This window comes from Saccharothrix longispora (assembly GCF_030852425.1).
GTDB classification, from domain to species: Bacteria; Actinomycetota; Actinomycetes; order Mycobacteriales; family Pseudonocardiaceae; genus Actinosynnema; species Actinosynnema longispora.
Genome location: NZ_NSDM01000028.1, coordinates 27,343 through 53,075, shown reverse-complemented (window position 1 = coordinate 53,075; position 25,733 = coordinate 27,343). Strand labels below are relative to the sequence as shown.

4 protein-coding genes are annotated in these 25,733 nt (G+C 73.6%); all 4 read right to left on the bottom strand.

Annotated elements, in window-relative coordinates; all coding sequences use genetic code 11:
* A partial coding sequence (locus tag CKY47_RS35320) for a WXG100-like domain-containing protein (protein ID WP_306750740.1) occupies positions 1-22,582 on the bottom strand: 22,582 nt, incomplete at its 3' end.
* A gap of 19 nt (positions 22,583-22,601) precedes the next feature.
* Positions 22,602-22,922 (bottom strand): hypothetical protein, encoded by a 321-nt coding sequence (locus CKY47_RS35315; RefSeq protein ID WP_306750739.1) that lies wholly within the window; start codon positions 22,920-22,922, stop codon positions 22,602-22,604.
* The gene (locus tag CKY47_RS35310; RefSeq protein WP_306750738.1) at positions 22,910-23,311 is read right to left on the bottom strand and encodes a YbaB/EbfC family nucleoid-associated protein; all 402 of its coding nucleotides are present in this window, start codon (positions 23,309-23,311) and stop codon (positions 22,910-22,912) included. The genes CKY47_RS35315 and CKY47_RS35310 overlap by 13 nt, the downstream gene beginning before the upstream one ends.
* A 13-nt stretch (positions 23,312-23,324) precedes the next feature.
* Entirely contained in the window at positions 23,325-25,709 is a 2,385-nt protein-coding gene (locus CKY47_RS35305; RefSeq protein ID WP_306750737.1) for a hypothetical protein, read from the bottom strand.
* Positions 25,710-25,733 lie beyond the last annotated feature (24 nt).

Sequence of the window (25,733 nt, the reverse complement as noted above, 5' to 3'; positions counted from 1 at the left end):
ACAACACCGGATCCGCACCCCACCGCGAGCTCAACCGCTCGACGTCGACACCCCCGACACCGGCGTGCCAGTCCACGAACACATCCACACCGTCGACACGACCACCACCGACCACCGAGAGCGGAACACCGGCACCCCGCAACACCTGCTCGACAACACCCGCATGGGCACCCGACACCACCACCACCGGAAGCGGCCGACCGGCACCACTCCGCAGACCCAGCGAATCCCGCAGGTCCCCGACCAGCGCCTCCACCTCGGCGCGCTGCTCAGGCGTCAACCCCACCGCACCCGGCGCGAAATCCAACGACACCGGATGACCCGGATGCTCCAGCAACCCCTTCGACCGCGGCGTCGCCCGCCAGAACAACTCCACCGGGAACGCCCCCGGCACCACCACCGACGACGGCACCAACCAATCAACCCGAACCACCGTGATCCCGGTCCACTGTCCGATCCGGACGTTGACGCCACGACGATCGAACAGCTTCTCGATCGTCCCGGCGAGATAGCCCGACACCTCCACCACAGGAGCCGGGAGACCGTGCTCGGCACGCACCCGACCCTGCTCGGCCACCACGTTGACGAGCAGCAGCAACTCGGATTTGCGTTCCCGCGACACGTACCTGACTCGGAGAGGTGTGTGCAGCACCAGCTCAGGACTCCTGTCCCACGCGCTCGACCGGTACTGATCGGTGCTCACCGAACCGTCGGTCACCAGCACCACGTCGACAGGGCCCTCGGAAGCCTCGACGGCGGTGTGCACGTCGGTGTGACCAGCCCGCCCACCACGCACCACCACGGCCTCGACACCCTCCACCCCCAGGGCATCGACGACCTCCTGCGCACGCGGACCCACCACCTCCGGCGACCGGCGCTCGTCGACCCCCTGCGCACCAATGCCCACCCGGGTGTCGACATCGGGCCGGTTCACGTCCGGCCGATTCACGTCGAACAGGTCGCGACCCGCAGGCTGCGCGCCGCCGTCGGCTCCGATATCGCCCGACCGCACCTGCCCGTCGGGCACATCCGGGTCGTCGAGGTCGAGCCCGTCGAGGAACGCGTCGTCGATCCCGGTGAAGTCGAAATCGCCCCCGAAGTCGAACCCGTCCAACAGCCCGTCGTCACCGGGCCGGGCCACGCCCACCTCGTCGGCGGACGCGCCTCCCACGTGCCCCCCGGAGGCGTCGGCGTCGGCGGCGAGCACCTGGTTCTCCAGGGACCACAGGTGTCGCGGCATGAGCCCCAGGCCCATACCCGACGGGTCCTCGGACCCCACGCCTGCGCCGTCCCCGGCGTCATCACCCAGCCCGAGGAGCTTCCCGAAGCGATCGGCGATGCGGTGCGGACCGGTGCCGGCCAGGTCCCTCCAGTCCGGCACCGACAAGCTCACGTGGGGGTCGACCTCGGTGAACTCGACGGCGACGTGGAACTGGTGCCCGCCGGGCATCCGGAAGCCCCGGTTGAACCTGTTCTCGACGGTCTCGGCGAACCGGCTCATCACCTCGTCGAGCTCGCCCGGTGCGACGGTCGGGTCCTGGCCGAGGTGCACCTTGACGGTGAACTCCGCCACCTCCACCCCGTCCACGACCACGGTGCGCAGGTCGTACGCGACCGGCTCGACGATCCACCGGACCGTTCCCGCGTCATCGAGCGGGACCGCCACCTCCCGCGCGGTCCGGACGCTCCGGTCGACCACGCCGCGTGAGTCCCTACCGCGGATCAGGTCCCCGGGCACGGCGTTGCGCATCCGGAGCCACCGCGACTCCTCCCGGCCGATCGGGGCGACCTCGCGGTCGAGCCGCGCGATCTCCCCGGGCTCCGGCGCCCGGTTCCCCCAGTCCACGAAGACACCGACGCCGTCCCGGCGTCCCTCCAGGAACCGGGCGGCCACCCCGGCGGCCACCATCCACTCGACGATGGCCTCGGCATCCGCCCCGAACACCCCCACCTCCGGCGGGGTGTGGCCGTACCGGGTGCGCACCGCCGACGCCTCGGCCAGCCGGTCCACCAGTTCCCCCAGCTCGCTCAGCCGCTCCCCGTCCAGGCCGGAACCGGTCGGTTCGAGAACGGCCAGGAACGGCGTCTCCGGGTGGAACCACAGCGCGCTCCTGGCCGGGCTGTGGCGCCACCGCTCGTCGGCCAGGACCGGATCCGGCGCCGACGACGCGTCGACACCCGGCATACCGCCGTCCACGGCCCCCGCGCCGTCGCCGAAGAACGCGTCACCGGCGCTTCGCGAACTCTCCCCGACCCGGTCGACCAGGTCGTGATCGGCGGGAGGGAGGCCACCGGGCAGACCCGAACGACGGGCGGTGCCCAGTTCCCGGGCCAACTCCCGCGCCAGCTCGGCACCCGCTTGCGGGCCCTCGGTCCACATCTTCCACGCCACCACGTCGCGCACGTCGTCGAAGACCGAGGCCAGGACCTCCTCCTCAGGCGACAGACGTCCGGTGACGGTCACGGGGACCCGGTGATGTCCACTGGCGACGTAGGTCGCGAGGTCCACCGCTTCCCGACGCGACCGCGCCGGCAGGCCGTCCAGCAGTTCACGTGCCGAATCCGCCTCGGCACGCACCTCGGCCCGGCGTGCCTCGACACCCGACGCCACACCGGCGACGTCCGGGTCCGAGCCGAAGTACCAGTCGAGCACGTCGTCCAGCGGCGACGACTCGTCGCCCCGGACCGCACCCGACCTCTCCCCGTGATCGGCGCGGCCGTCGGCCACGTCCCCGTCACCGGCACGCACCGCGCCCAGCTCGCGCGCCCACCACAGCGACAGCGCCTCGGCGACCTCCTCCGGCGACCGCCCGGTGCCGTCGTCCTCCGACTCCAGCAAGGTCAACGCGACGACGGAGCGCACGTCCTTCGCCAGGGCGTCCCGCGCCTGCTCCTCCGGCGACAGCCTTCCGACCACCAGCGGAGGTCGGTGGTGGATTCGGGTGATCTCGGCGGCGGCCCTCGCCAGGTCGTCGTAGCGCTCTTGCGGCAACTTGCCCAACCGGGACTCGGCCGACTTCGCCTGCTCGGCCAGGGACCGGCGCAGGATCTCGTGCTCCGTCCCGCCGGGGGACGGCGTCGACGGCCGCACGTCGACGTCACCGAGCGATCCGCTGTCGGATTCCGCGTAGGACCGCGTGCCCATGCCGCGGAGCCGTTCGATCAGGTCGGGCACGGAGGGCGCCTCCAGCGCGCTCTCCGCGACACCGGACTCCGCGTCCACGAACAGGTCCGACACCGGGGACGCGCTCTCCGAACCGCTGTCCGACTCGCTGTCCGACCACCGGGAGACCTCGACCGCGTCGACGACCGGGACGGCGGAAGCGTCGACCTCGCTCTCCGAACCGCTGTCCGACCACCGGGAGACCTCGACCGCGTCGACGACCGGGACGGCGGAAGCGTCGACCTCGCTCTCCGAACCGCTGTCCGACCACCGGGAGACCTCGACCGCGTCGACGACCGGGACGGCGGCCGGCCGGTCGGTGGCCTCCGACGCCGGCGTGGGGGGAGCGTTCTCCCCCAACACCTTCTCCCCGGAGTGCGAGTCCTCGGGGACCACCATCTCCAGTCTCACCTGACGCCGATCGGCCTCCGGTGAGGTCGATCCGGGCGGCACCTCCCGGGCGTGGGAGAACGTGACGATCCTGATGTCCGCCGAGGTCAACCGCTGGTCGTCGGACAAGCCCTTCTGCATCTTCTCCAGCACTTCGACCAAGACGGCCTCGGCCTTCGCAGCCACCACCTCGGCGCGCTGCAGGCCGGTGCGTTTGGCGAACACGTGCGAGTTGCCGTAACCGTGCACGTGGATCCGGGGCAGGGACCGGGAGAGGCCGTTGAACTTCCGCCACAGCGCCAGGCCGACTGCGGTCCTCACCACGTTGGCGACCCTGCCGGGGAACTCGATCTTCTGGTCGCCTCTCCTGACCTTCTCCAGGTCGTACTTCCCGGGCTCCTCCACCGGGATCAGTTCGCTCGCCTTGAGCAAGTGCGACGTCACGACCACGGCAAGCGGGTTGACCAGCACCCCGGGCTTGTCCGGCTCGTCGACCCGACCCCACCGGTCGAAGAACGTCTGCCCGGTCTCCTGGCCGTACTGGCCGACGAACCACAGGGCGCCCGGCGTCGGAAGCGCGTCACCCGCGATGAGGTTCAACGCCATCCGGGCATTCCCCTCGGCCTTGTGCAGCTCGCTGTTCCTCAGCCGCCGCCCGTCGCCGTCCAGACCCGGGTCGGCCAACGCCGCCCGCAGCCGGTGGATGTCGGCCAGCGCCTTCGCCAGTTCCTGCTGCGTCCGGGATGAGGCCGGGTCCGCCAGCACCCGGTCGCGGACCTCGGCGACGCCGTCGCCGTACCGCGCCAGGTTCGCCTCGACCGCCTCGTTGAGCAGGCGCAGCCGGTAGCCCTCCTGCCAGGTGAACTCCACGGTGACCTGAGCGCTGTCGTCGTCGCTGTTGAGCACGGGAGCGCCCAGGTAGTAACCGGGCGCCGCCTGGGACCGCGGCTCCGGCGCGGCGGAGCGGGAGTAGTCCTTCACGTACCCCGGCACCGGTTTGCCGTCGGCACCGACCTCCTGGGTGGCCACCGACTGGATCAGGTAGGCCTCACCGGGCTTCGCCCAGGCGAACTGGTTGACGCCCAGCCGCTCGGCGGCCTCGTCCACCCGGCGGCGCGCCTCCTGGTTGTCCGGCCGCAGGGCCGTGCCGTACTCCGCGCCCGGGTGGAGGTCGCCGACCGCCCGGTTGGCCATGGTGTCGACCACCACCGCGCGCGGGACCAGGCCGTAGCTCCGATCCCGCCCCACCTTGCCCAGGATGAAGGCCAGCTCCCGGATGCCGAAGAACTCGGACTTGGTCCCCGCGTCGACCTTGACGTCGACCGAGGTCGGCGGGATCGAGCGGTCGTGCCGCGGGCGGAGCACCGCCTGCTGCGGCGTGTCGCCGAGGAGGTCCTTGGAGAACTCGCTCAGCGCGCCGGACGGCTTCGCCAGGTGCGGCCGGACCATCACCAGCTCGGTCGAGCCGCGCGTCACCACGTTCCCCGGCACGGTGCGCAGCTCCAGCTTGCTGCCGACCGAACTCAGCCGCTCGTTCGCCTTCTGCACGGCTCCCGGCGTCGCGTAGAACTCCTGGTAGTAGCCGTCCGCGTCGGCCTGCGGCACGGCGATCGACCCGTCCGCGGAGAAGATCAGCGGCGGCTTCGCCACCGGTTCCGCGGGCAGCTCCACCAGCATGGCCGGGAAGTCTCCGGTCGGGCGGATGACGGCGTCGCGCAGGCGCCGGGTGAACGGCGGCACACCGCCGGTGCTGCTGACGTCGTAGTCCGGCGTCGCCGGCAGCCAGCCCGAACCCGACCCGCCCCGCGGGTCGAACACGTGGAAGTCGCTCGCGGGCGCGGGCACGACGATCGGCTCCGCCTCCGGTCCGGGCTCCCGGGCGGTGTCCCCGCCCTCGCGGTCGACGGTGGCCGCCGGGAGCGGCCCGGGGTCCCCGGCCGACGTCGCGCCGCGCGAGCTCTCGCCCGTGCCGCCCGGGACGTCGACGGGACGTGCGCCACCGGGCAGTCCCTGGTAGCGCTTGGTCCCCAGTTCCCCGGCCAACCACCGGGACAGCTTCTCGGCCCGCTCCCGACCGGACCTCACCGACTCCAGCGCGACCACGGCGTACACGTCGTCGACGACCTGGACCCGCTCCTGCTCGGCGGGCGACGGGGTCCCGATCACCACCACCGTCTGGTGATGGCCGCTGGCCATGGTGATGGCGTCGGTGACCACCTGCCACACAGCGGGGTCGTCCTGCAGGTTCGCCAGTTCCAGCCGGGCTTCGCCCGCCCGCTCGGCCAGTCGCGCCCGCACGGCCCCGCGGTCGGGGGACGGCCGGGCCGGTCCCTCCGGGGCGGCAGCCCGCATCGCCTCCCTGAGGTCCTCGACGCGCCGCAGGTGCCTCGGTCGCAGGCCCGAATCCGCCGACGTGCCGGGGGATCGCAGGACGCCACGAACGGTGTTCCCCTCGTACGCCCCGAGGAACCCGGCGAAGTAGTCCGCGATCTCGTGCGGCTCGGAGCCCAGCAGCCCCTTCCACCGGTCCGCCGTGACGACCACATGGGGCGCGTCGTCGCCGAACTCCAGCGTGACGTGGAACTGGTGGCCGTCGGGGAGCCGGTAGCCCTGGTTGAGCCGCTCGGCCACCGCGGCGTGCGCCCGCAGCTCCGCCACGCCGAGGTCGACCTCGGTGGTGTCGTCGGCCCGTTCCAGCCGCACCTTCACGGTGAAGTCCCTGACCGGCACCCCGTCCACGACGAGGTCCCTGGTGTCGTACCCGATGGGCACGGTCTCCCGGTGGAGCGTGACGGAGCCCCGGTCGAGCACCTTGCCGTCCGGGTCGAGGACCGGCGGGGTCACCCCGCTCGGTCCGGTGGCGCCGGCGGCGACCACCACGTCGCGCTGCCCCCGGACGGAATCGGTGACCGGGACGAAGAGCCGCCGCGAGGCGATGTCCTCGGAGGGCACCGCGTCGCGCAGCCGGAGCCAGTGCAGCTCCCGGGCCTCGACCGGCCTCCCGGCGACGCCGAGCAACGCGATCTCCGCCGGGGTCGGCACCCGCCTGCCCCAGTCCACGAAGACGTCGAGACCGTCGGCACGGCCTGGTTCCGCGACGGCCGGCACCCCCTCGGCCACCAGCCGGTCGCGGACCTCGTCGGCCCGCGGGCCCGTCACCCGCACCGCCGGCGGGGCGTAGCCGTACCGCGTGCGCACCGCCGCCGCCTCGCCCAGCTGCCCGATCAACGTCAGCAGGTCGCCCCGTTCGTCGACGTTCAGCCAGGAGCCCCGGGCGTCGAGGGCGGCCGAGAACGGCCTCTGCGGTGCGAACCACAGCGCGCTCCGGCTGTTGCCGTGCCGCCACTGCTCGCCGCTCGGGATCGGACCTGCCCCCTGGTCGACCGCCGCGGGTCCGGTGGCCGGCGCGGCCAGCGGATCACGCAGGTCCCGGTCCACGTGCACGTCGGTGTACCCGGCACGACCGCCTCGCACCACCCGCGCGCGCACACCCGCCTGGAGCAACCCCTCCGCCACAAGCTGGGCGCGCGCACCGGTTACCTCGACCGCGGGCAGCGCGTAGCCGCCCAGGAACCTGTCCGCACCCTCCCGGAGGAGTTGCCCTGCCAGCGCCTGGATCGCGTCGAGCTGGTTCCGCTGCAGGCCCAGTTCGTTGCCGTTCGCGTCGACGAACGTCCGCAGCGACAGCTCGGGGGACACGCCCCGCACCGAACCGGGGTGCGCCGCGCCCGGATCGGCGGACCCGGTCCGCCAGTTGGCGAACACGTCCACACCGTCGGCGCGACCGCCCCTGATCGTCGTGAACGCGATCCCGGCGGCGCGCAACTCCCCTTCCACCAGCGCCGAGTAGTGGCCCGACACCTCCACCACCGGAGGCGCGACGTTGGTCGCGGCGCGGTGGTCCAGGACGTCGCGGACGTCCATCACGAGGTCCGCGACGAGACCGCTCTGCTCCGGGGTGAGGCCTGTCGCCCCGGCCGGGAGGTCCAGGGACAGCGGGTGACCCGGGTGCTCCAGGATGCCCCTCGTCCGAGGCGTCGCCCCCCACAGCAGCTCCACCGGGTAGGACTCACGCGGGACGCCCGGCGCGGACACCACCCAGTCCACCCGCACCTCGGTCGGCCCCGAACCACCCTCCACCACCCGCACGTCGACCCCGGCGATGGTCAGGAACCCCCCGACCACCCGGGCCATCCCGCCCGACACCTCCACCGACGGCGACGGGAACCCGTGCGCCTTCCGGGCCCGCCCCTGCGCGTCCACCGACGCCGCCAACCCGCGCAACGCGTTTCGCTGCAGGTCCGACAGCCGTCCGCCGACCGGCACGCGCAGCACCAGGTCGGGCGCCCCGCTCCACGCACCCGACCGCCGCCACTCCAGCTCCGGCACGGCGCCCGATCCGCCGATCGCCGACGTCGCACCGGACGAACCGCCACCGAACGGCGCCGCCAAGGTGCGGCGTGACCGCAACGGCTTGGTGAAAGTCGTGTTCCGGGCGACGGGGTCGGTGGAGCGCAGTGCCGCGAGGTGGTTCTCGAACAGCCACAGGTTCCTCGGCTTGAGCTCCGGCTTGCGATCCCTTGGGGTGTTGGACATGATGCCGTCGTCGTGCACCACGTGGTTGCGCACGGGTTCTCTCATGTCGGTGTCCCCGGCGCCGTGGTCCCGGTACCACCTGGGGGTCCGCATGAACACGGGCACCCGGGTGCCCGAGGTCTCCGCGTACTCGTCGTGCAGGCCCAGGTGGTGGCCGATTTCGTGGGCGAGGACCAGCGCTTCCAAGCCGATGGACCAGAAGCTCTGGGAGGACCGGGTGTTCAGGTCGTCCAAGAGCCAAACCGACTGGTGGGCCTGCGTCACGTCGGTGAACCTCACCGTGACGTGGAACTGGTGACCGCTGGGCAGGCGGTACCCCCGGCGGTTGTACACCGCCTCGACGCCCTCCAGAGTTCGGACCTCGAGGTCCTGGACCAGGTAGTCCGGGATGGTGGTCGCCGGGATGAGGCGCAGGTTGAGCGTGAAGTCCTTCACCGGCACGCCGTCGACCACCATGTCACGCTCGTCGAGCGCGATGGGTATGCGCTGCCCCTGGGACCACCAGCCCCCTCGGTCGAGGACCTCTCCGTCCCGGTCGACGATGGGCGCGACGACCATCGCGCCCTTCGTGGGCTTGTCGGAGTCCTCAAGCGGCAGGTAGCGCTCCCCCCGGAGGTAGCCGGTGACGGGAGCCGCGGCCCACTCCTGCGCGATGCGGTCCGAGGGCACCGCGTTGCCCAGCCGGAGCCAGCGCGCCTCCCGCTCACCGATCGCCCTGCCGGGGGGCGACACCTGGTCGCCCCAGTCCACGAGGACGTCGAGCCCGTCGGTGACGCCGGAGGACGGGGCCGGCTGCGCGGGCACCCCCTTGGCCCGCAGGAGGTCGACGACGTCCTGCGCGGTCACGCCGCTCACGGACACGACGGGCACGGGGAGGCCCCACCGCGCACGCACCGCGGTCGCCTCGACCAACTGACCCGCCAGCTCCTCCACCTCGGCCCGCTCGACCGCATCCAGCCGCGGGTCCTGCGACCGGAAACGGAAGGCCAACGGCCGCTGCGGGTCGAACCACAGGGCGCTCCTGCTGAGGCTGCGCCGCCAACGCTGGTCGTCCAGGACCGGGTGGGGCGCGGGGACCGCGGCCTGCTCGACCGGTGCCCCCTCGATGCCGAGCATGCCCGACAGGCCGTGCTGGAGGTCCCGGTCCACGTGCACGTCGGTGTACCCGGCACGGCCGCCCCTGACCGCTTGCGCACCCACCACACCCGCCTGGACCAGCGCTTCCACGACGCGGTACGCGTGCGCACCGGTCACCTCCACCACCGGCGGCGCGTAGGAGTCCGCGATCCTCGCCCGGCTCTCCGCGAGGAGCTGTTCCGCCACCACCCCGATCTCGTCCGGCAACGCCGCCGGGCCCGCGTCGACCGGCACGTCCGACGTCCGCAGCGACAGTTCGGGGGCCACGCCCCGCACCGAACCGGGGTGCGCCGCCCCTGGCGCCGGGGTACCGGTCCGCCAGTCGACGAACACGTCCACACCGTCGGCACGACCACCCGCCACCACCGTGAACGGGATCCCGGCGGCGCGCAACCCCTCTTCCACCAGCGACGAGTACCGGCCCGACACCTCCACCACCGGGGGCCGGAAACCGGTCCCCTGACGATCGAGCACGGCGTCCGCGAAGTCCGCCGCGAAGTCCGCGACGAGGCCGCTCTGCTCCGGGGTGAGGTTCCCCGCCCCGGCCGGGAGGTCGAGGGACAGCGGGTGCCCGGGGTGCTCCAGGATGCCCCTGGTCCGAGGCGTCGCCCTCCACAGCAACTCCACCGGGTAGGACTCACGCGCGACACCCGGCGCGGGCACGACCCAGTCCACGCGCACCTCGGTCGGCCCCGAACCACCCTCCACCAGCCGCACGTCGACGGTGCCGCCCTTGGTGGCGAGGAAGACGGCGATGCGTCCGGCGGTGACCCGGGCACCGCCGCCCGCCACCTCCACCAGCGGCGCCGGGAACCCGTGATGCCGCCGGCCCCGTGCCACCCGGTCCACCAGTGTCGCGAACCGGTTCAGCGTGTGCACCTGGTCGGCGGTCAGCGACTTGCCGCGTGATACCTCCAACACCAAGTCGGGCGCCGAACTCCAGGCGTCCGACCGCTTCCAGCCGGCCCCCTCGAAGGCATCGCCGGAGTCGTCCGAACCGCTGTCCAGCGGCATCGCGTCGCCGGGATCACCGTCGGGCGTCCCCGGGCCGCCGAGGGGAGCACCACCGACCAGCCCCGCACGGCGGTCGAGTCCCTGCTCGCGCGCCGACCGCCGGGACAGCGCCTCGACGGCTTCGCGAGCCCCGCCGGTGCCGTGCGCCTCCGCGGACTCCCCGTGCTCCAGCGGCTCCAGCGGCTCCAGCGGCTCCAGCGCGACGACGTCGTACACGTCGTCCACCACCTCGGCCCGTGCCCGGTCGCGCGGCGACAGCTCGTCGATCCGCACCGGGGCCAGGTGGTGGGTGCTCGCGATGCCGACGGCCTCGCGCATCACCTGCTCGTACCGCTGCTCCGACAGCTTCCCCAGGCGGCGCCGGGCCGACTCGGCCCGCTCGTGCAGCTCGACCCGGGCGTTGAAGGCGCCGAGCAGCCCTTCCACCTCCGCCTTGGCCCGCCACCAGGCGGCCTGCGCGTCGTCGGCCAGCTCCCTCGCCCTGCCGATCGCGTCCTCCGCCGCGGTGATCCGCCCCCGCAGCCCCGCCAACGCCGTGACGGCCTGCTCCTGGGCGCTGCCCGCCTCGACCAGGGCTCGCTGTGCCCGGGCGAGCTCGCCGTTCGCCTCGACCAGGCGGTGCACGCCCCGCAGGACGTCGGCGGTGGCGCGCTTGACCTCCGACGACGAGCGCTCCGGGACCTGCCGGTCCGCGTCCGCGTCGGCCCGGAGGTCCGCGTGGCGCGCCTTCACCTCGGTGTAGCGCGCCCGTGCGGTGCGGAGATCGGCCCTGCGCTCCTCCGCCGCCCGCGCCGCCCGCGCGACAGCCTGCTCGGCGCCGCGCAGCTCGACGTCGCGTGCCATGACCTCGACCTGGGACGCGGCGAGGTCCGGGGCGAGCAGCCCGACCAGGTCCTGCGCGTCGTGCCGCGCTTCACCGACCTTCTCCTCCGCCTCCCGCCAGGTGTCCGCGGTGTCGCGCACGCGGTCCTGGGCGGCGAGGACGTCCGCGTCGACCTTCCGGCCGAGCACCGCCTCGACGTCGGAGAGGGCCACCCGGAAGTCGCTCGCGCCGGGGATCTTCAGGTCGAAGACGACAGTCTCCCCGCCGCCGACCCGGGCGACGATCCGGAACTCGGCGTCGAACTCGACCAACCCGGTCCGCCCCGTCACCCGGTCGGCCTGGTGCGTGGTCGAGGCGGTCGCGCTGCCGGAGTTCGCGTCGGAGTCCTCAGGCGCCTGCCTGACCTCGACCCCGCTGGTCGAGAAGAGGGCCGACCGGGCCGGATCCGGCGTCCCGTCCTCGTGCCTGCGGCGCTCGACCACGTTGCCGGGCGCCACCGCGGCGACCACCTCGGCGCGGTCCGACCGCTGGCTCTCTCCGCTCCTGGTGCGGGTGGTGCTCGTCGACGTCTGGGAACCGACGGTGTCGCTGAGGGAGTCCAGCACCGGCTGGGAGAGCTTCGCGTGGACCGCGATCCCGGCCGCGTGCGAGGGCCGGATGCCGGACCTGACCAGACCGGGCACCTCCAGCGGTGCGGTCGTCATGCCGGACAGGCTCGCCTGGAGGACCGCCGAGCTGAGCGTGGCCAGCAGGGCGTTGAACGCCCCGGTGCCGACGCCCAGCACGCCCTCGCCCGCGCCGGCCCGCCGCAACGCCCGGGAGGCGACCTCCTGGAGTTCGGCTCCCGCGATCAGCGACTCGACGGACGCGCCCGGGGGGATCACCACCGGGTTGCCGGACCGCTGCCACCGGGCGACGGCCTCCGGGGTGCCCTCCTCGGGCCCCCGCCGGGACGCGATCGTGACGTGGGGCTTCGGCGACCGCCCGCCGCCGTCGATCTTCACGCTGTCCGCGTGCACCTTCAGGCCCAGCACGCCGTCACCGCTGTCGACCCGCGCGACCACCCCGTCGTCGCCCTCGACGACCAGCTCCAGCAGGACCGGCACCCGGTAGCCCGCCAGCGGGCCGCTCGCCATCATCGCCTGGATCACGTGCGTGGCCTCGGTCTCGGTCACCGCGCGGTGCCTGGACGTGCCGGACGAGCCCCCCAGTGCACCGCCCAGGCCGCCCATCGTCCCGTCCGAAGACCTGAGGATGCCGGAGAAGACGCCCTTGAGCCCGAGGCTCCAGCCGGTCGTGGAGGAGCTGCTCCTGTTCGCGCTGCGGGTGCCCTTGACGGTGCGCGAGATCTCCGTGCCGTCGTTGACGACCCCCGTGAACTCGGGCGCGCCGGCGTAGGCCCGCAGCGTCACCTGGTAGTTCTCCTTGCCCAAGGTCTTGCCGGGCACGGACAGCAGGAGCCGCCCGCCGCCGTCGAGCGCGCTGTCGATCAGCGCCGCCACTGAGGTCGGCGAGGTGAAGTCGCCCAGGCGCTGGACGCCGTTCATGACGTCGTCGAGGACCGACCGCGGGACGAGCCGCTGCGAGGACCCGCCGGCCGTCTCCCGGAGTTCGGCCACCAGGTCCCGCAGGATGCCCGACACGTCGGGCGCGTCGTCCACGAAGCCGAGGCCGAGGCCACCGGCCATGCCGGGGCGCGCGAGGCCCTTCGGGGCCCCCATGACGCCGAACTCGCGCGGTGCGGGCTCCCGCACCTCGGGCAGCAGCCCCATCTCCCTGGCCACCTGCTCGTCGACCCGCACGAACGACGAGCCGGGGAGCGTGACCCGCACCGCCTCCGAGGACGGTTCCGACCGGTGCACGAGGTTGCCCTCGCGGCTCTCGGCGACGATGGTGAACGTCGCGTCCATCTGCACCAGGACCGTGCGCTCCCCGGTCTCCTTCCTGGCCTTGCGGTCGACGCTGCCGGATACCTCTCGCGAGTCCGACCGGGACTTCTGCCACAGGTTCCAGCGGACGTTGCCCAGCAGCGCGGCGGCGTTCCTGGGGGACACCACGTCGGGACGGGCGGTGGTCGACCCGGTGCCGATCAGGGAGACGCCCTTGGTCCGGGTCGTCGAGGTGCTCGCCTTGGCGCCTCCCGCCAGCTTCCTCTCGGTCCTGGTGGTGTCGGAGACGCGCACCGGGACGGGGTTGTCCAACGCGACGACGACGCCGATCGCCCCCGTGCGGTCCTTGACGCGGCGCTTGTGCACGAGTCCGGTGACCAGCACTCCGGCCCCGGCCAGGTGGCGCAGGTCCGCCTCGACGTTCTCCTGCTGGAACAGCTTCTCCAGGCGGTGGCGCGAGGGTGAACCCGGCGTGGTCAACGACGTGTCGCCCCCCGCCGCCCGGTCGAGCGCGGCGACCGCCTGGTCGACCAGCTCCGCCGTGTTCACCACGGCCTCGACGGACGACCACGCCGGCTGCCCGGTCCGGGGGGTCGCGGGGTCGAGCAGGTCCGCGATCCGCACGCCGCCGCCCAGGGAGGTGACCTCGGGCCTGCCCGGTTCGAGCGCCCAGGGTCCCGACTTGGGCGTGGAGCCGTCCGGCACCCACAGGTGGACCTCACCCGTGATCGGGGGGATGCGGACGGGCTGGTCCTGCCGCCAGGCCGTGCCGGGGTCGGCGGAATCCGGGCCCTCCGCCGGGCCCGCCGTGCGGGCGACCGTCCTGGGCTCCGGCAGTTCGCGGCCCCACGTGCCCGGTGTGACCCTGCGCAGCCAGGAGCGGTCGCGGCTGAAGGAGGTGATCTCCACGTCGAACTCGACGTCGTGCGCGAAGACCTGGGCCGTCGACGAGTCGGCGTCGCCCCAGGAACTGCTCACGGTGTGGCCGGAAGCGGTGGTCACGGTCCGGCCGGCGCTGACGGAGACACCGCCGCCGGCGGTCGTCACGAGCCGCGTCGTGCCGGGGGTGGACACCTCGCCGCCCCGGCCCTCGACGGTGACGGTCAGTCCCTTGGTCGTGCTCGTCGAGCTGTCGAGGGTGGGTGAGGCCGAGGCCGTACCGCGCACGACGCGCTTGTCCGCCTGGCCGAGGTGGGTCGACGAGGACAGCCCCGCCTTGACGACCACCTCGAGGTACTGGCTGGAGAACACCCCGCGGCGCTTGAGCCGGACGACGACACCGCGGCCGAACAGGCTGCCCTTCTGCGCCCGCAGCGCCAACGGCGACAGCGCGGCGTCGAGCAGCCGCTGGTTGGCCATCCGCTCGGCGAAGTCGCCGGCGTTCCGGTCGGTCCGCGGGGCCCCGTCCCCGCCCCGGTCCCACCGCGGCAGGAAGTCGTCGAACCCCTCCAGCCGCAGCAGCGCGGACTCGACCTCCTCCCGCACCCGGTGCAGGTCGGTGAACTTCCCGACCTTGGTGTTGCCGCCGACGAACCCCGCCGCGAGGTACGGGGGTTGGTGGCGCGGCTCGTCCGTCGGGACCGCGACGGTCTTCCGGGTGCCCTCCGGCACCGGCAGGCCCTGCGCGGCGGCTTCCGGCAGACCGACCCACTGGTAGGTGGTCACCGGAAAGGTCGCGCTGTCCCCCTGCGGGGTGCGCACCTCGACCTCCGCCGTCATCCGGTACAGGCCGGCCTCGCTGCTGAGGGCGATGGCGGTGGCGCGTTGCAGGGCGTTGCCCGCCGCCGACGACTCGGTCTTGCGCGCCGAGGCGGAGACCGACAGCCCGGCCACGCCCAGTGATGCGGTCGGGGCCATGACCCCGCCCCCGCCGCCGACGGTCAGGTCCACTCCACTGCCGACCGTCGCACCGACCGAGGCGGTGGAGGTGATGCCGTCCTGCACCTTCAGCTTCGGGGACGCGTGGGTGCCGACCAGTTCGGCGTCGAGCAGCCGGGCCCTCATCCGGACCGCGGTCGCGTGGCCGCCGTGCGGGCTGAGCAGGTCGGGCGAGGACACCCAGGTGCCGAGCATCTCGCCGAGGTTCTCCGTGATGCCCTTCGCGCTCAGGAAGTCGCGCAGCGCCGTACGCCCGTCCGCCCCGGGCTTGGTGATCGACGGGTGGAGCTTCCCGGCGACGGCGGCGAAGGCGGCACCCGGGTCGGCGACGACCACGGCCTCCGCGACGGGGTGCTCCAGGTCGGCGCCCCAGTCGGGAGAGTCGGGGGTGACCACCCCGAGGCCGTTGTCCCGGTTCTCCAGGTCCACCAGGAAGTCCGGGAGTCGCAGCACCACCTCCGGGTCGACCGCGGTGGCACCGCGCGGCGCGACCTCCACCTCCGTGACGGCGCCCCGGTCGGCGGTCACGGCGATCGCGTACTCCACCGGGAACGTGACCAGCTTGGAGCTCTCGACGTTGCCGACGCCCCGCTCGTTTTTCGTGGCGGTGGTAACGGTCACGCTCGACTCCGGCCGGGCCAGCGGCACGCCGACCGAGACCGTGCCGTAGGCACCGACGCCCTGGCTCGCGGTGGCGCCGAGGGAGACGTCGCGGGACGCGGTGAGCGCCGTCTTGGTCGTCGCGGTGGCACCGGACTCCACCGAGCGGTCGGCCACCGACTCGCCCTTCGGGGCCTTCCCGGTGGTGGACGCGGGCTGGGGCTCGGTCGTCGCCGTGACGTCCGACGCCGGCCGGAGCTTCGCCGCGACCGCCGCGTCGAACCACTGCTTGCCCACCCTGACCTGGAACACCCGACCGGCGCCCAGGAAGGTGCCGAACTCCCGCGCGAGGGCGTCGCCGATCCCGTCGACCCCCTCGGGCGTCACGCCGTCCCGCTTCGGCAGCGCGTCGGTGATCGCCGCGAGGACACGCTCCACACCCCGGACGTCGGCGGTCACGGTCGTGCCCAGCGCCTGGCCGCGTTCCAGGAAGGACGGCAGCCAGGTCCCCGGCAGCAGGACGCCCGTGTCCGCGACCGCCGCCACGGCGTCGGGCACCCCGACCACCTGCGCGTCACCGTCCGGCGACGTCACCACGATCCTCGGGACCTCGGCGGCGGTCGGGGCCCCCGACGTCGGCGACCCGGCGTCCGCGACGGCCGCGACCTCGGGCAGCGCGGCACGCAGGTCGTGGAAGCGGCTCCGGATCGCCCAGAGGTCGCGGGGCTTGACCCGCACATCGGGCTGGTCGAAGCGCTCGGTCATCAGTCCGTTGTCGTCCACGACCCGGCCGCTGATGCGCACGTCGCCGCCGAACCTCGTGCGGACGACGCGCGGCTCGCCCTGGAAGACCGGCGCGGACGGGCTGCTGTTGACGTACTCGTCCCGGAGGCCGAGGAAGTGCCCGATCTCGTGCGCCAGGACCCTGGGACCGGCGTCGGCGGGCCACTCGACCTGGTTGGTGGCGTGGTAGCGGCCCGACCCGCCGCCCTCCGGGAAGACGGTGATCGTCCCGTGCGCGTCGGCCGGGTCGTCGGTGAACTCGACCGTGACGTGGAACTGGCCGCCACTGGGCAGGCGGAAGCCCTGGTTGAACACCTCGTCGACGCCCGCGCGGGCGTTCGCGGCCAGCTCGGCCAGCCGTTCCGGCGCGATCCCGTCCTCGGCCTCCAGGTGCAGCCGCACCGTGTGGTCCTCGACCGGCACGCCGCCGACGTCGAACGACCTGTGGTCGTAGGCGATGCGCCCCCGCCACGACGTCGCGTCCCCGGCACGGCGCACCGGGTCTGCGTCCGCCGCCAGGACCGCGTCTTCGCCCCGGACGCGCGTGACTGCGCCGGCACCGGTGCGCGCCCGCTCGATCGAGGCGCCGGGAACCGGGTTCCTCGCGTCGAACCAGTCGGCGGACGAGGCGGTGCTGTACCGCCACGAGGGGTCGTCCAGGATCGCGCTGCGCACCGCCGACGCCGGCGCCTCGGCGGCGACCGGTGTCGCGGTCGACGCGTGCGGTCCGGACGCCCCGATCACGGGCGGCCGGTAGCCCGGCGCGTCACGCGTCTCGACCGCCTCCACCAGCTCCGCGGTGAGCCCGCTCGGCTCGTCGGGCCTGGGCGCGTCCCGGAACGACCGCTGCGGCGCCGGGGGGTCGGCGGGCCGGGAGCCCGTCCCGTCCACGTGCCGCGCACCGCCTGCACCGGGGCGCTCCGTGCCGTCCTGCCCCGGTGCCCGTGGGGGCCGCACCCCGGCGCCGACGGTGTCCGCCGCCGACGCCGGAGGCGTGTCGGAGGGGAGGGCCGTCGTGTCGTCGGCCCGCACCGAGCGGTACTCGTACAGCAGTGCCGCCACTTCGGCAGCGGTGTCCTGGCCGCCCTCGTACATCCACTGGGCGACGACGTCGACCGCGCCCCGGTAATTCCGCCACGGCGAGCGGGACACCCAGTTCACGCCTTCGAGCACCTGCTCCGCGCGCCGCCGCAGGCCCTCCGCCACCCGCTCGGGCAGGGCGTCGAGCCGCTGCCGCGCGCCGCTGTGCATGTGCAGGATCGCGGCGGGGTCCTCGACGGGCGTGGCCACGCGGCTCGGCGACTGCTCCGCCCCGGCCGGCTCCGGCGTCCCCGGCTCCGGCGTCTTCGTCGGCGGTGCGCCGACCTGCTGGATCGCGTCCAGCAGGGTCGTCCGGGCCTGCTCCAGGTCCACCGGCGGCAACTCGCCGGGGGCGTGCGCCTCCGGCGGCACGCTGATCGGGACCAAGGTCTTCCACCCGCGGCTCGTGAGGTGCAGACCTTCCCGGTCGGCGCGGACGAACTCGCCGCCGCCCAGGGTCGTGAGCGCCTCGGAGAACTCGGACTCCACCAGGCCGAACGCGGCCAGCGTCTGCTCCTCGGACCGCGGGTCGTGCAGCTTCCGCGACCCACCGGAGAACGCCAGCACGCGCACGACCTGCTCGACGGCCGGGGTCGCACCCGGAACGTTGGCGCGGACCCGCTCGACGACGTCGTCGGCGTGGATCTCCAGCAACTCGTCGACGGGGCCCTCCGTACCGGTCACGTCCCGAGTGGTATCGCCGTCGAGCGGAATGCGACCCACGGCCCTCAGGCGCGCGAGCAGCCGCTCCCGCTCGGAGACCAACCGGCCGCGCTCGCCGGCCAGCCGCTCGTAGTCCGCCTGCTCGGCCGGAGCGACCATGAGCCCGGTGAGTTCGTCGATGCGCGCGTCCAGGGGCGCGGTGAACGCCGCGCGACCGGCTTCGTCGCGCAGCTGCTCCCGCGCGGTGGACACGAACCTGTCGAGCGCGTCCCGGTCGGGCAGCGTCGACTCGACGTGGTCAGCCATCACCCGGGTCGCCTCGCCCGGGTCACCCGGCCAGGTCCTGCCGTTCCGCTCGTCGCGCAGGTCGGTGGCGGCGAGGAAGTCGCGCAGCTCCCGCGCCGTGTCACCGAGGAGCCCTTCCCCGGCAGGCGGGACGAGCGTGGCGGGCTTCTGGTACTCGCCCAGCCGATGCACCGGTTCGACGTCCTCGACCCGCAGCAGGGCACGGGCGGTCTCCGGCAGCGAGACGGTCGTGTGCTTGCCCATGAAGAGCTTGCTGTCGGTGACGGTGCGGACCAGGGAGGCCAACTCGGGACGCGAGGCGATGAAGGTCAGCGCGGCTTCCCAGACCAGGTCGGGTCTCGGGTGCTTGTTCACCGCGCCCTCGACCAGGGTCAGGTGCAGGTCGCCGTCCCGGTTGTGCAGTTCCCGGATCAGGGTCTGCACGACCTTCTTCGTGAGGTCGACGGTCGCCGACCGACCGGGCTCCGCGGCGCGGACCGCGGGCGCGGACGGGGCGGCCCAACTGCCGTCGCTGTTCATCCTGATGCCGGTGACGATCGGGTAGTCGGGCAACCCGTTGGGGTACCCCAGCTTCGTCGTCAGCGCGGTCAGGATGGTCGGCCCCGTGCGCACCATGACCGAGTGCCTGTGGATGCGGCCGAGCGGGCTGTCGAAGAACGCGTCGCTCATGGTCGCGACGGACGGGGGGAGGAGGTCCTGCTGGTTCTCGCCATACCGGTTCCGCACCTCGTCCAGGTAGAGCTGCGCGAACGGGTGGTTCCTGGGCATCACGAAGGCCGAGTTGCCGACCTCTCCCCGGTCGTTGCCGTTGACGGCGAACTCCGCCTGCGAGTCGAGGACGTCCTCGATCTCGGACAGGTCCTCGATGCCGTTGTCACCATCGCTGTAGATTCCGCCGAACCGGCGCAGGATCTCCATGCGGAGGATGTCGCTCGCCGCCGCGTAACCCGGCCCGACCTGCTTGTTCGTCTCCACCCGGTACATGTCGTGCAGCTGCATCGGCGAGTTGGCGTTGAACACCTCGTCGACGTTGACCAGGACGATCCCGTTCTCGGCAGCCCAGTCGAGCATGTCCCGCACGTCGGCCAGCGGGTCCGGACCACCGGACGCCGGGACCCCCTGGGAGCGGGCCTCCTCGAACCGGCTGCGCGGCACGTCGGTCCACAGGACGGCCTGCACGACCTCCTTGTACCCCTTCGCCGCCCAGCCGTAGTTCCGCCGGAAGTTGACCGTGCGGCCTTCGTCTCGCAGGGGTCCGCCGAGCCAGATCGCGTGCACGGTCCACGGCATCTCGGTGGATTCCGGCAGCGGTGGGACGTCACCGGGAGCCCACGCGTCCAGCAGCTTGTCCTCGCGGTCGGGGACGGAGACCATGTCCTCCGCCGCCTCGGGCAGGGCGGCCGGGTCCATGTCCGCAGCGGTGGGGGTCCGGTCGGTAGCCATGTCCAGCAGTTCGAAGAAGGACACCGACTGCCCAGCGGTGATGCCGCTGTAGTCGAAATCCGCCAGGAAATCCGGTGGCGCCGACGGTGCGAGCAGGCCGAACAGGTCCGGACCGGCCAGGGGCACGCCCTCGGGGGCGGTGGGGTCGGGCACGACGGACCCGCGGAGTTCGGCGACCAGTCCCCCGACCGACAGCGGTCCTGCCACCGGGCCGGCCGGCCGGGGTGCGGACGCGGTCTCGACGGTCGTCTCCCCGTCGGGGGACGGCCGCCGGTTCGTGGCCCCCGAGGGCCTCGGCGCCTCGGGGTACCTCGTCCTCGGGGCCTCGGGCGCCTTCGTGCCGGCGGGCGCCGCGACCTCCTGGCCGGTCGACGCCGTGGCGGCGCCCTCCCGGGCGGGGGTCTCCGGCGTACCGGTGACGGGGGCCTTCGTGCCGGCCTCCGTCGACGGCGGGGTGGCCTCGTCCTCGACGACCGCGGTGTCGTCCGCGACCGGCCGGGGCACGGTCTTCCCGTCCTCGCGCGCGGCCGCCCGCTTGCCCTTGGCGGGGGACCGCGGCGCCGTGGTGGGAGGGGCGGTGACGGGCACGGTGACGGGGCCGGCTGTCGCGGTCTGCTCGGGGGACGCGGTCCGCTCCGGCGACGTGACCTGGTCGGGGGACGCGGCGCGGTCGGGTGCCGTGGTCCGGTCCGGTGAAGCCACCTGGTCGGGCGATGCGACGTCGTCCGGCGAGGTGGTCGTGCCCACCGCGGCCGGGGTGGACGTCGAGCGCACGTCGACCGGGGACGCGCCCGCCACGGCCTCGCGGCCGGACTCGGTCGTCGTCACCTGGTCCGCGCCGGAACGGGCGGGGGCGGTCTGCGGTGCGTCGCCCGGCGACACCCCGGTGTCCGTCCGGTTCGTGGTGACGGGTGCGGTGTGCGGGGTGGCGGGGGCGGTCGAGGAGCTCTCGACGACCGCCGAGGACTCCGGCGTCGCGGTGGCGGGCGCACCTGGTGCGGCGACGGGCTCCGTTCCCACCGCGTCGCGGCCAGGCTGCTCGACGCGACCCGGCTGCTCGACACCGCCCGACGCGTCAGCCGGCGGAGGAGTGGTCGTGGGGGCCGTCGACGGCGCGGTGCCGGCGGGGGTGTCCACCCGTACGCCCTCCGGCGAGGCGGTGGCCACCGCGGGCGCGGCGTCCGGTCGGGTGGTGTTCGCGGGTCCGTCGGCGGAACCCACCGGTGGCGTGGTGGCCTCCGTGCGCTCGATGCCACGGGGGTCGAGCGGCCCGGTTTCCCGTGCGGTGCCGGCGCCCGGCGCGGGCGCCGCGGTGCGCGGTTCGGTCGCGTTGTCCTGTTCGGCGGCGGAGCGCTGGTCGCCGGAAGGCCGGTCGGCCGGAGGCTGCTGGGCACCCGGCTGCCGGCTGTCACCGCTCCGGGTGGACGCCTGCTCCCCGACGACCGGGGTGGTCGGGGCAGGCGGGGTGGTCGGGACGACCGGCGCGACGGGCCTCGTGGGGGTGATGGGGGCGACGGGCACCGGCGCGGCGTCGGGGCCGGCGCCCGTCGTCGGGGTGTCGTCGCCGACGACCACCCGGTCGCCCTGCGGGGCCTGGTCGGGAACGTGCCGGACGGGGCCGCCGAGGGCTCCGCCGCGCTCACCGACCGCGGGGTCGTCGGAGCGCCGGACGTCGTCCCCCCGGAAGCCGGGTGCGGAGCCGCTGCCCCCGCCGTGGTGGGAGGAACCCGGGACGAGCGGCGTGCCCGCCTCCGCGTACGGCGAACCGCCCACGACGGCGGACGGTGCGTCCACACCCCGGGAACCGTCGGACGAGGTGTCCCCGGCCCTGTCGAGGCCGGCGGAGTCGGGGGTCGTCTCCACCGCCGGCGGGACGACGCCGGGGAGGGTCCCCGCGCCCTTGAGGGCGATGCCCAGCTCGTCGCCCGCCACGTTGGCGGCGCCGGAGACCGCGCCGGAGGACGCCGAGTACGGGTTCATCTCGAACTCGCCCTCGGTGATGTACTTGTAGAGACCCTCGGTCAGGGTCTCCTGGAACGCCTCGGTACCCATCTCGTTGATGGCCTGGGGGAGGTCCTTGTGCCAGTTCCGACCGCCGATGACCTTGCCCAGGACGCTGTCCAGGCCCTTGGTGGTGAGGCCCGCGAGGGTGTTGCCCACGCTCCCCAGGAACGGCGCGAGCGCGCCGCCCAGGGCGCCGACGCCCACCGAGTTCTTGGTCATCTCGGCGTCCCACGAGGTGCGGTTGCCCATGCCGAACTGGATGCCCTGGGCGAGCACGTCGATGACGAGCTGGAAGGCGACGCCGAACGCGACGGCCTGCGCGAGGCGGATGAGCAGCCTGCCCAGCAGGTGCTGGAGCAGGAAGCGGACGACGGCGACGCGCGCGGCGAGCCACGCCATGCTCGCGCCGCCGGTCACGAACGCCATCGACGTGGCCCACGCCATCTCGGCGACGAGCGTGGCGAGCGTGATGGAGGAGACGAGCTTGACGTACTCGGCTTCGAGGGCCAGGTCGCGCAGGAGCTTCGCCATGTCGCCGAACTGCGCCGCCGCGGCGGCCAGGTAGTTCTCCCGGCCCTCCACGAACGGGCTCATCCTGGCGGCGAAGGCCTGCTCGGCCTGGCCCTCGAAGGTGCCCCGGGTGGTCACGACGGCGTGCTTGATCTGCGGGGCCAGTTCGTCGACGAGCCGCTTCGCAGCGCGTTCCCACGCATCGGCCAGGGCACGCAGGTGGTCCTCGTTCGCGTCCGGCCACTCCTCACCGGTGAGCACCTGGAAGAGCTTGCGGACCTCGTCCGAGACCATCATCGCCATGACTACCGCTCCTGCGCCGTTACTTCTTGCTCGTGACCGCGTCGGCCTCGTCCGCCGCGTCGGCGAACGAGCGCGCGGTGTCGACGGTCCGCTCGCCGGCACCGCCGATGGTTTCCTCCAGCAGGACGAGGAACCCCGCCGCCTGCTGGGCCATGGGCACGTAGTTCTGGTCGAACTTCTCACCCAGCTCGGACGTCCCGCCCGCGTTGCGGTACATCTCGGTGGCCTGCTCCAGGTCGCCGGCGATGGACCTCGCGAGTTGCGCGATCCTGTCGATGTAGACGCCGCCGCTCTTGAGCAGGTCGGTGTCGACGGTCAGCCGGTCGTTCACCGCGCCCACCGACCCGTCGTCACGTCGCCGATCGCGGCCTCGAACAGCGCGTCGAGGCCCGGCGCGCCGGCGCGCAGCGCGTCGAGGTCCATGCCGGCGGGCATCAGGCCGGCCACCATGCCCGCGGACTGCTCGGCCGCCTTGTCCTGGGCGCGGTTGACCACGTCGACCAGGCGGGCGGCCAACTCCTTGGGCGCGAGGTCCCGCCACCGCCTGCCGGTGAACTTCAGCTCGGTCAACCTGCCCTGGCTGTCGACGGTCGCCTGGAGGAGGCGGTCGTCGCTGGTCGCGGTCACCTCGGCCGCCTTCAGCCTGGTGACCGCCTCGGTGATGCGGGTCTGCTGCTCCCGCAGTTCGGCCAGCGCGGCCGCCATCTCGTTGTGCAGCGGGGTCGTCATCCGGTCCCCTTTCTCAGTTCGAGGTGGGCTCCGCCACCTGGCCGGTTTCGCGTTCGGTGGACGCCCTGCCGCGCGGCGCGGTCGAGCGGAGGTGCACGTGCGTCGGAGCCAGGACCTCGTCGGTCTCGACGTCGCCCGCGTCGGGCCGGCCGATCACGCCGGAGCCGACGTTCACGTCGGTGCCCCAGACCTCCTCGTCCTCCGACAGCCAGGTCTGGCGCTCGCGCTCCTGTTGCTGCTGCTGGTTGCCGCCGGCTCCGCCCATCCCGCCCATCATCGGCGGGAAGAAGGGCATCCCCCCTCCGCTGTTGTCGCGGCCCCCGGCACCGGCGCCGCCATCGGTCCGCCCGGCGCCCGCAGTCGCCCCGCCCGACAGGTCGGACCAGTCGTTCCGGCCCCCGTCGAGGGGGTCGGCGCCGCCGTTCAGGGGGCCTGCGCCGCCGGCCGGGTCGAACGTAGCCCCGCCCCCGGCGAAATCGTCGCTCCCGCCGAGACCGCTTCCTGAAAGACCGCCCGAAGCGGGCCCACCGGGCAGATCCGCGAGCAGGGGTTCACCACCCGCGCCCAGCGGGGCGGGCAGGGTCCCGGGTCCGAACTGGATCCCGCCGTTCGCGCCCCCGCCCGCCGACGAGCCGCCGGGCAGGTCCAGGGCGGGGGCCTTGAGACCGGGGGGCGGGGAGCCGAGGTCGAGGTCGGTCGGGGTGCGCACCTCGGGCTTCCAGCCCTCGTCGAGGTCCCGGTCCCAGCCCTGCGGCGCGTTCGCGCCGCCGTTGGCGGGATCGGGGAAGTCCAGCCCGGGGGCACCGGGCAACTGGGGCTTCCGGTCCGTGCCGGCCAGGTCGCCCCTGCCCTTCGACGGCAGGCCGGGCGGGACCGGGAGGGGCAGGCCGGCGCCGAGACCCGCGCCGAAGCCACCGTTGCCGCCGCCGTTCGCGCCGCCCGGACCGCCGAGGCCGTCCGAGCCGATGCCCTGCGGATCCGGCAGGTCGAGGCCGCCGGGGTTGCCCAGGCCGCCCAGCCCCGGACCGCCGTCGGCACCCGGACCACCGTCGAGGCCGTCACCGAGGCCGCCCATGCCGACGTCGGCACCCGAGCCGCCACCGGGGCCACCCCCGCCGAGGACGTCGTCCAAGTCCAGGCCGCCGGCCGTGCCGGCGCCGGCCCCCTGGCCGGCGGGCGTCCGCGGGGACATCTGCGTGAAGGGCATCGCCGTCTCCTGGCCGTCGCCGCCCTTGCCGTCACCCCCGCGGAGGAGGTCGGCGAGGTCGAGGCCACCGCCCTTGCCGTCCCCCTTGGCCAGGAGGTCCTTCAGGTCCAGGCCGCCCTCCTTGCCGAGGCTCATCGCGCCGGGCTTGGGGAGCGGGCTGCCCAGCATCGGCGGCGGGTTGTTCTTGACCTCCGCGAGCGAGCGGCTGTTCCGGGTGAACGACTCACTGAGCTTGGCGAACTCCTCCTGCGCCGTGGCGTTGAGCTTCTTCAGTTCGGTGGCCACGTACGTGCCGATCGCGGCGTTGGCCTGGTCCCAGAGCGCCTTGGTCGAGATGTCGCCCCGCACCACGGGGAACCCCTCGGGCAGGGTGTTCGAGGGCAGGACGGAGACGTCCGACGAGTACTCCGCCATCACCTCCCGGATCCGCGCCTCGGCCTCCGAGCGGCTGTAGTCGTCGAGCACGTACCCCGCGACCGAGTCCTTCTTCGACACGAACAGCCCGCTGAACTCCAGGTGCTCCATGACGTTGCGGACGAACCTCCTGGCCGCCCGCTGCGGCGCCGTCCGCAGGAACGGCTCCGCCCGCCACCAGTAGTACGACATCTGCGTGCCGAACAGCATCGTCGCGTCGCCGGCGTTGCCGAGGGCGCCCGGCACCGACGGCTTGCGGTCCTCCATGATCTGGTCGTGCAGGTCGTCGAGGGTGAAGGCGAGCCGGCGCAGGCTGTTCCCGATGGCGTACGCCGCCTTGCCCTTGAACGCGGAGTCGTCGCTGTCCAACCTGGCGGTCCACCCCTTGACGACCTCCAGGCTGTCGCCGAGCCACTTGCCGTAGACCTTGGTGACGTCCCTCGCGTCCCACAGCCGCTGGGCGTCCATCAGGCCGCCGCGCCCCTTGAACATGGCGGAGGCGACCTGGTCGTTGTCGGCGATCGCCGAGTTCCAGTTGTTGAAGGTCGCGTGGTTGTAGTCGACGCCGAAGTAGTACTTGTCCCACGCGCGGTAGGACACGGAGTTCGCCGCGCCCGGCGCTTCGGCGAACTTGAGCCAGCCCGTCGTCCCACCCGAATCCCCCGCGGTCTTGAGGAGGCCGTGCATGTCCTCCCCCAGACCGGTGACGGCGAACACGATCTGCTCGTACGTCGACCTGCTGAAGTCCTTGGTGCTCGGGAGATCGGGCGGTGCCATGGTCTTCCCCTCCGGATCGGTCCT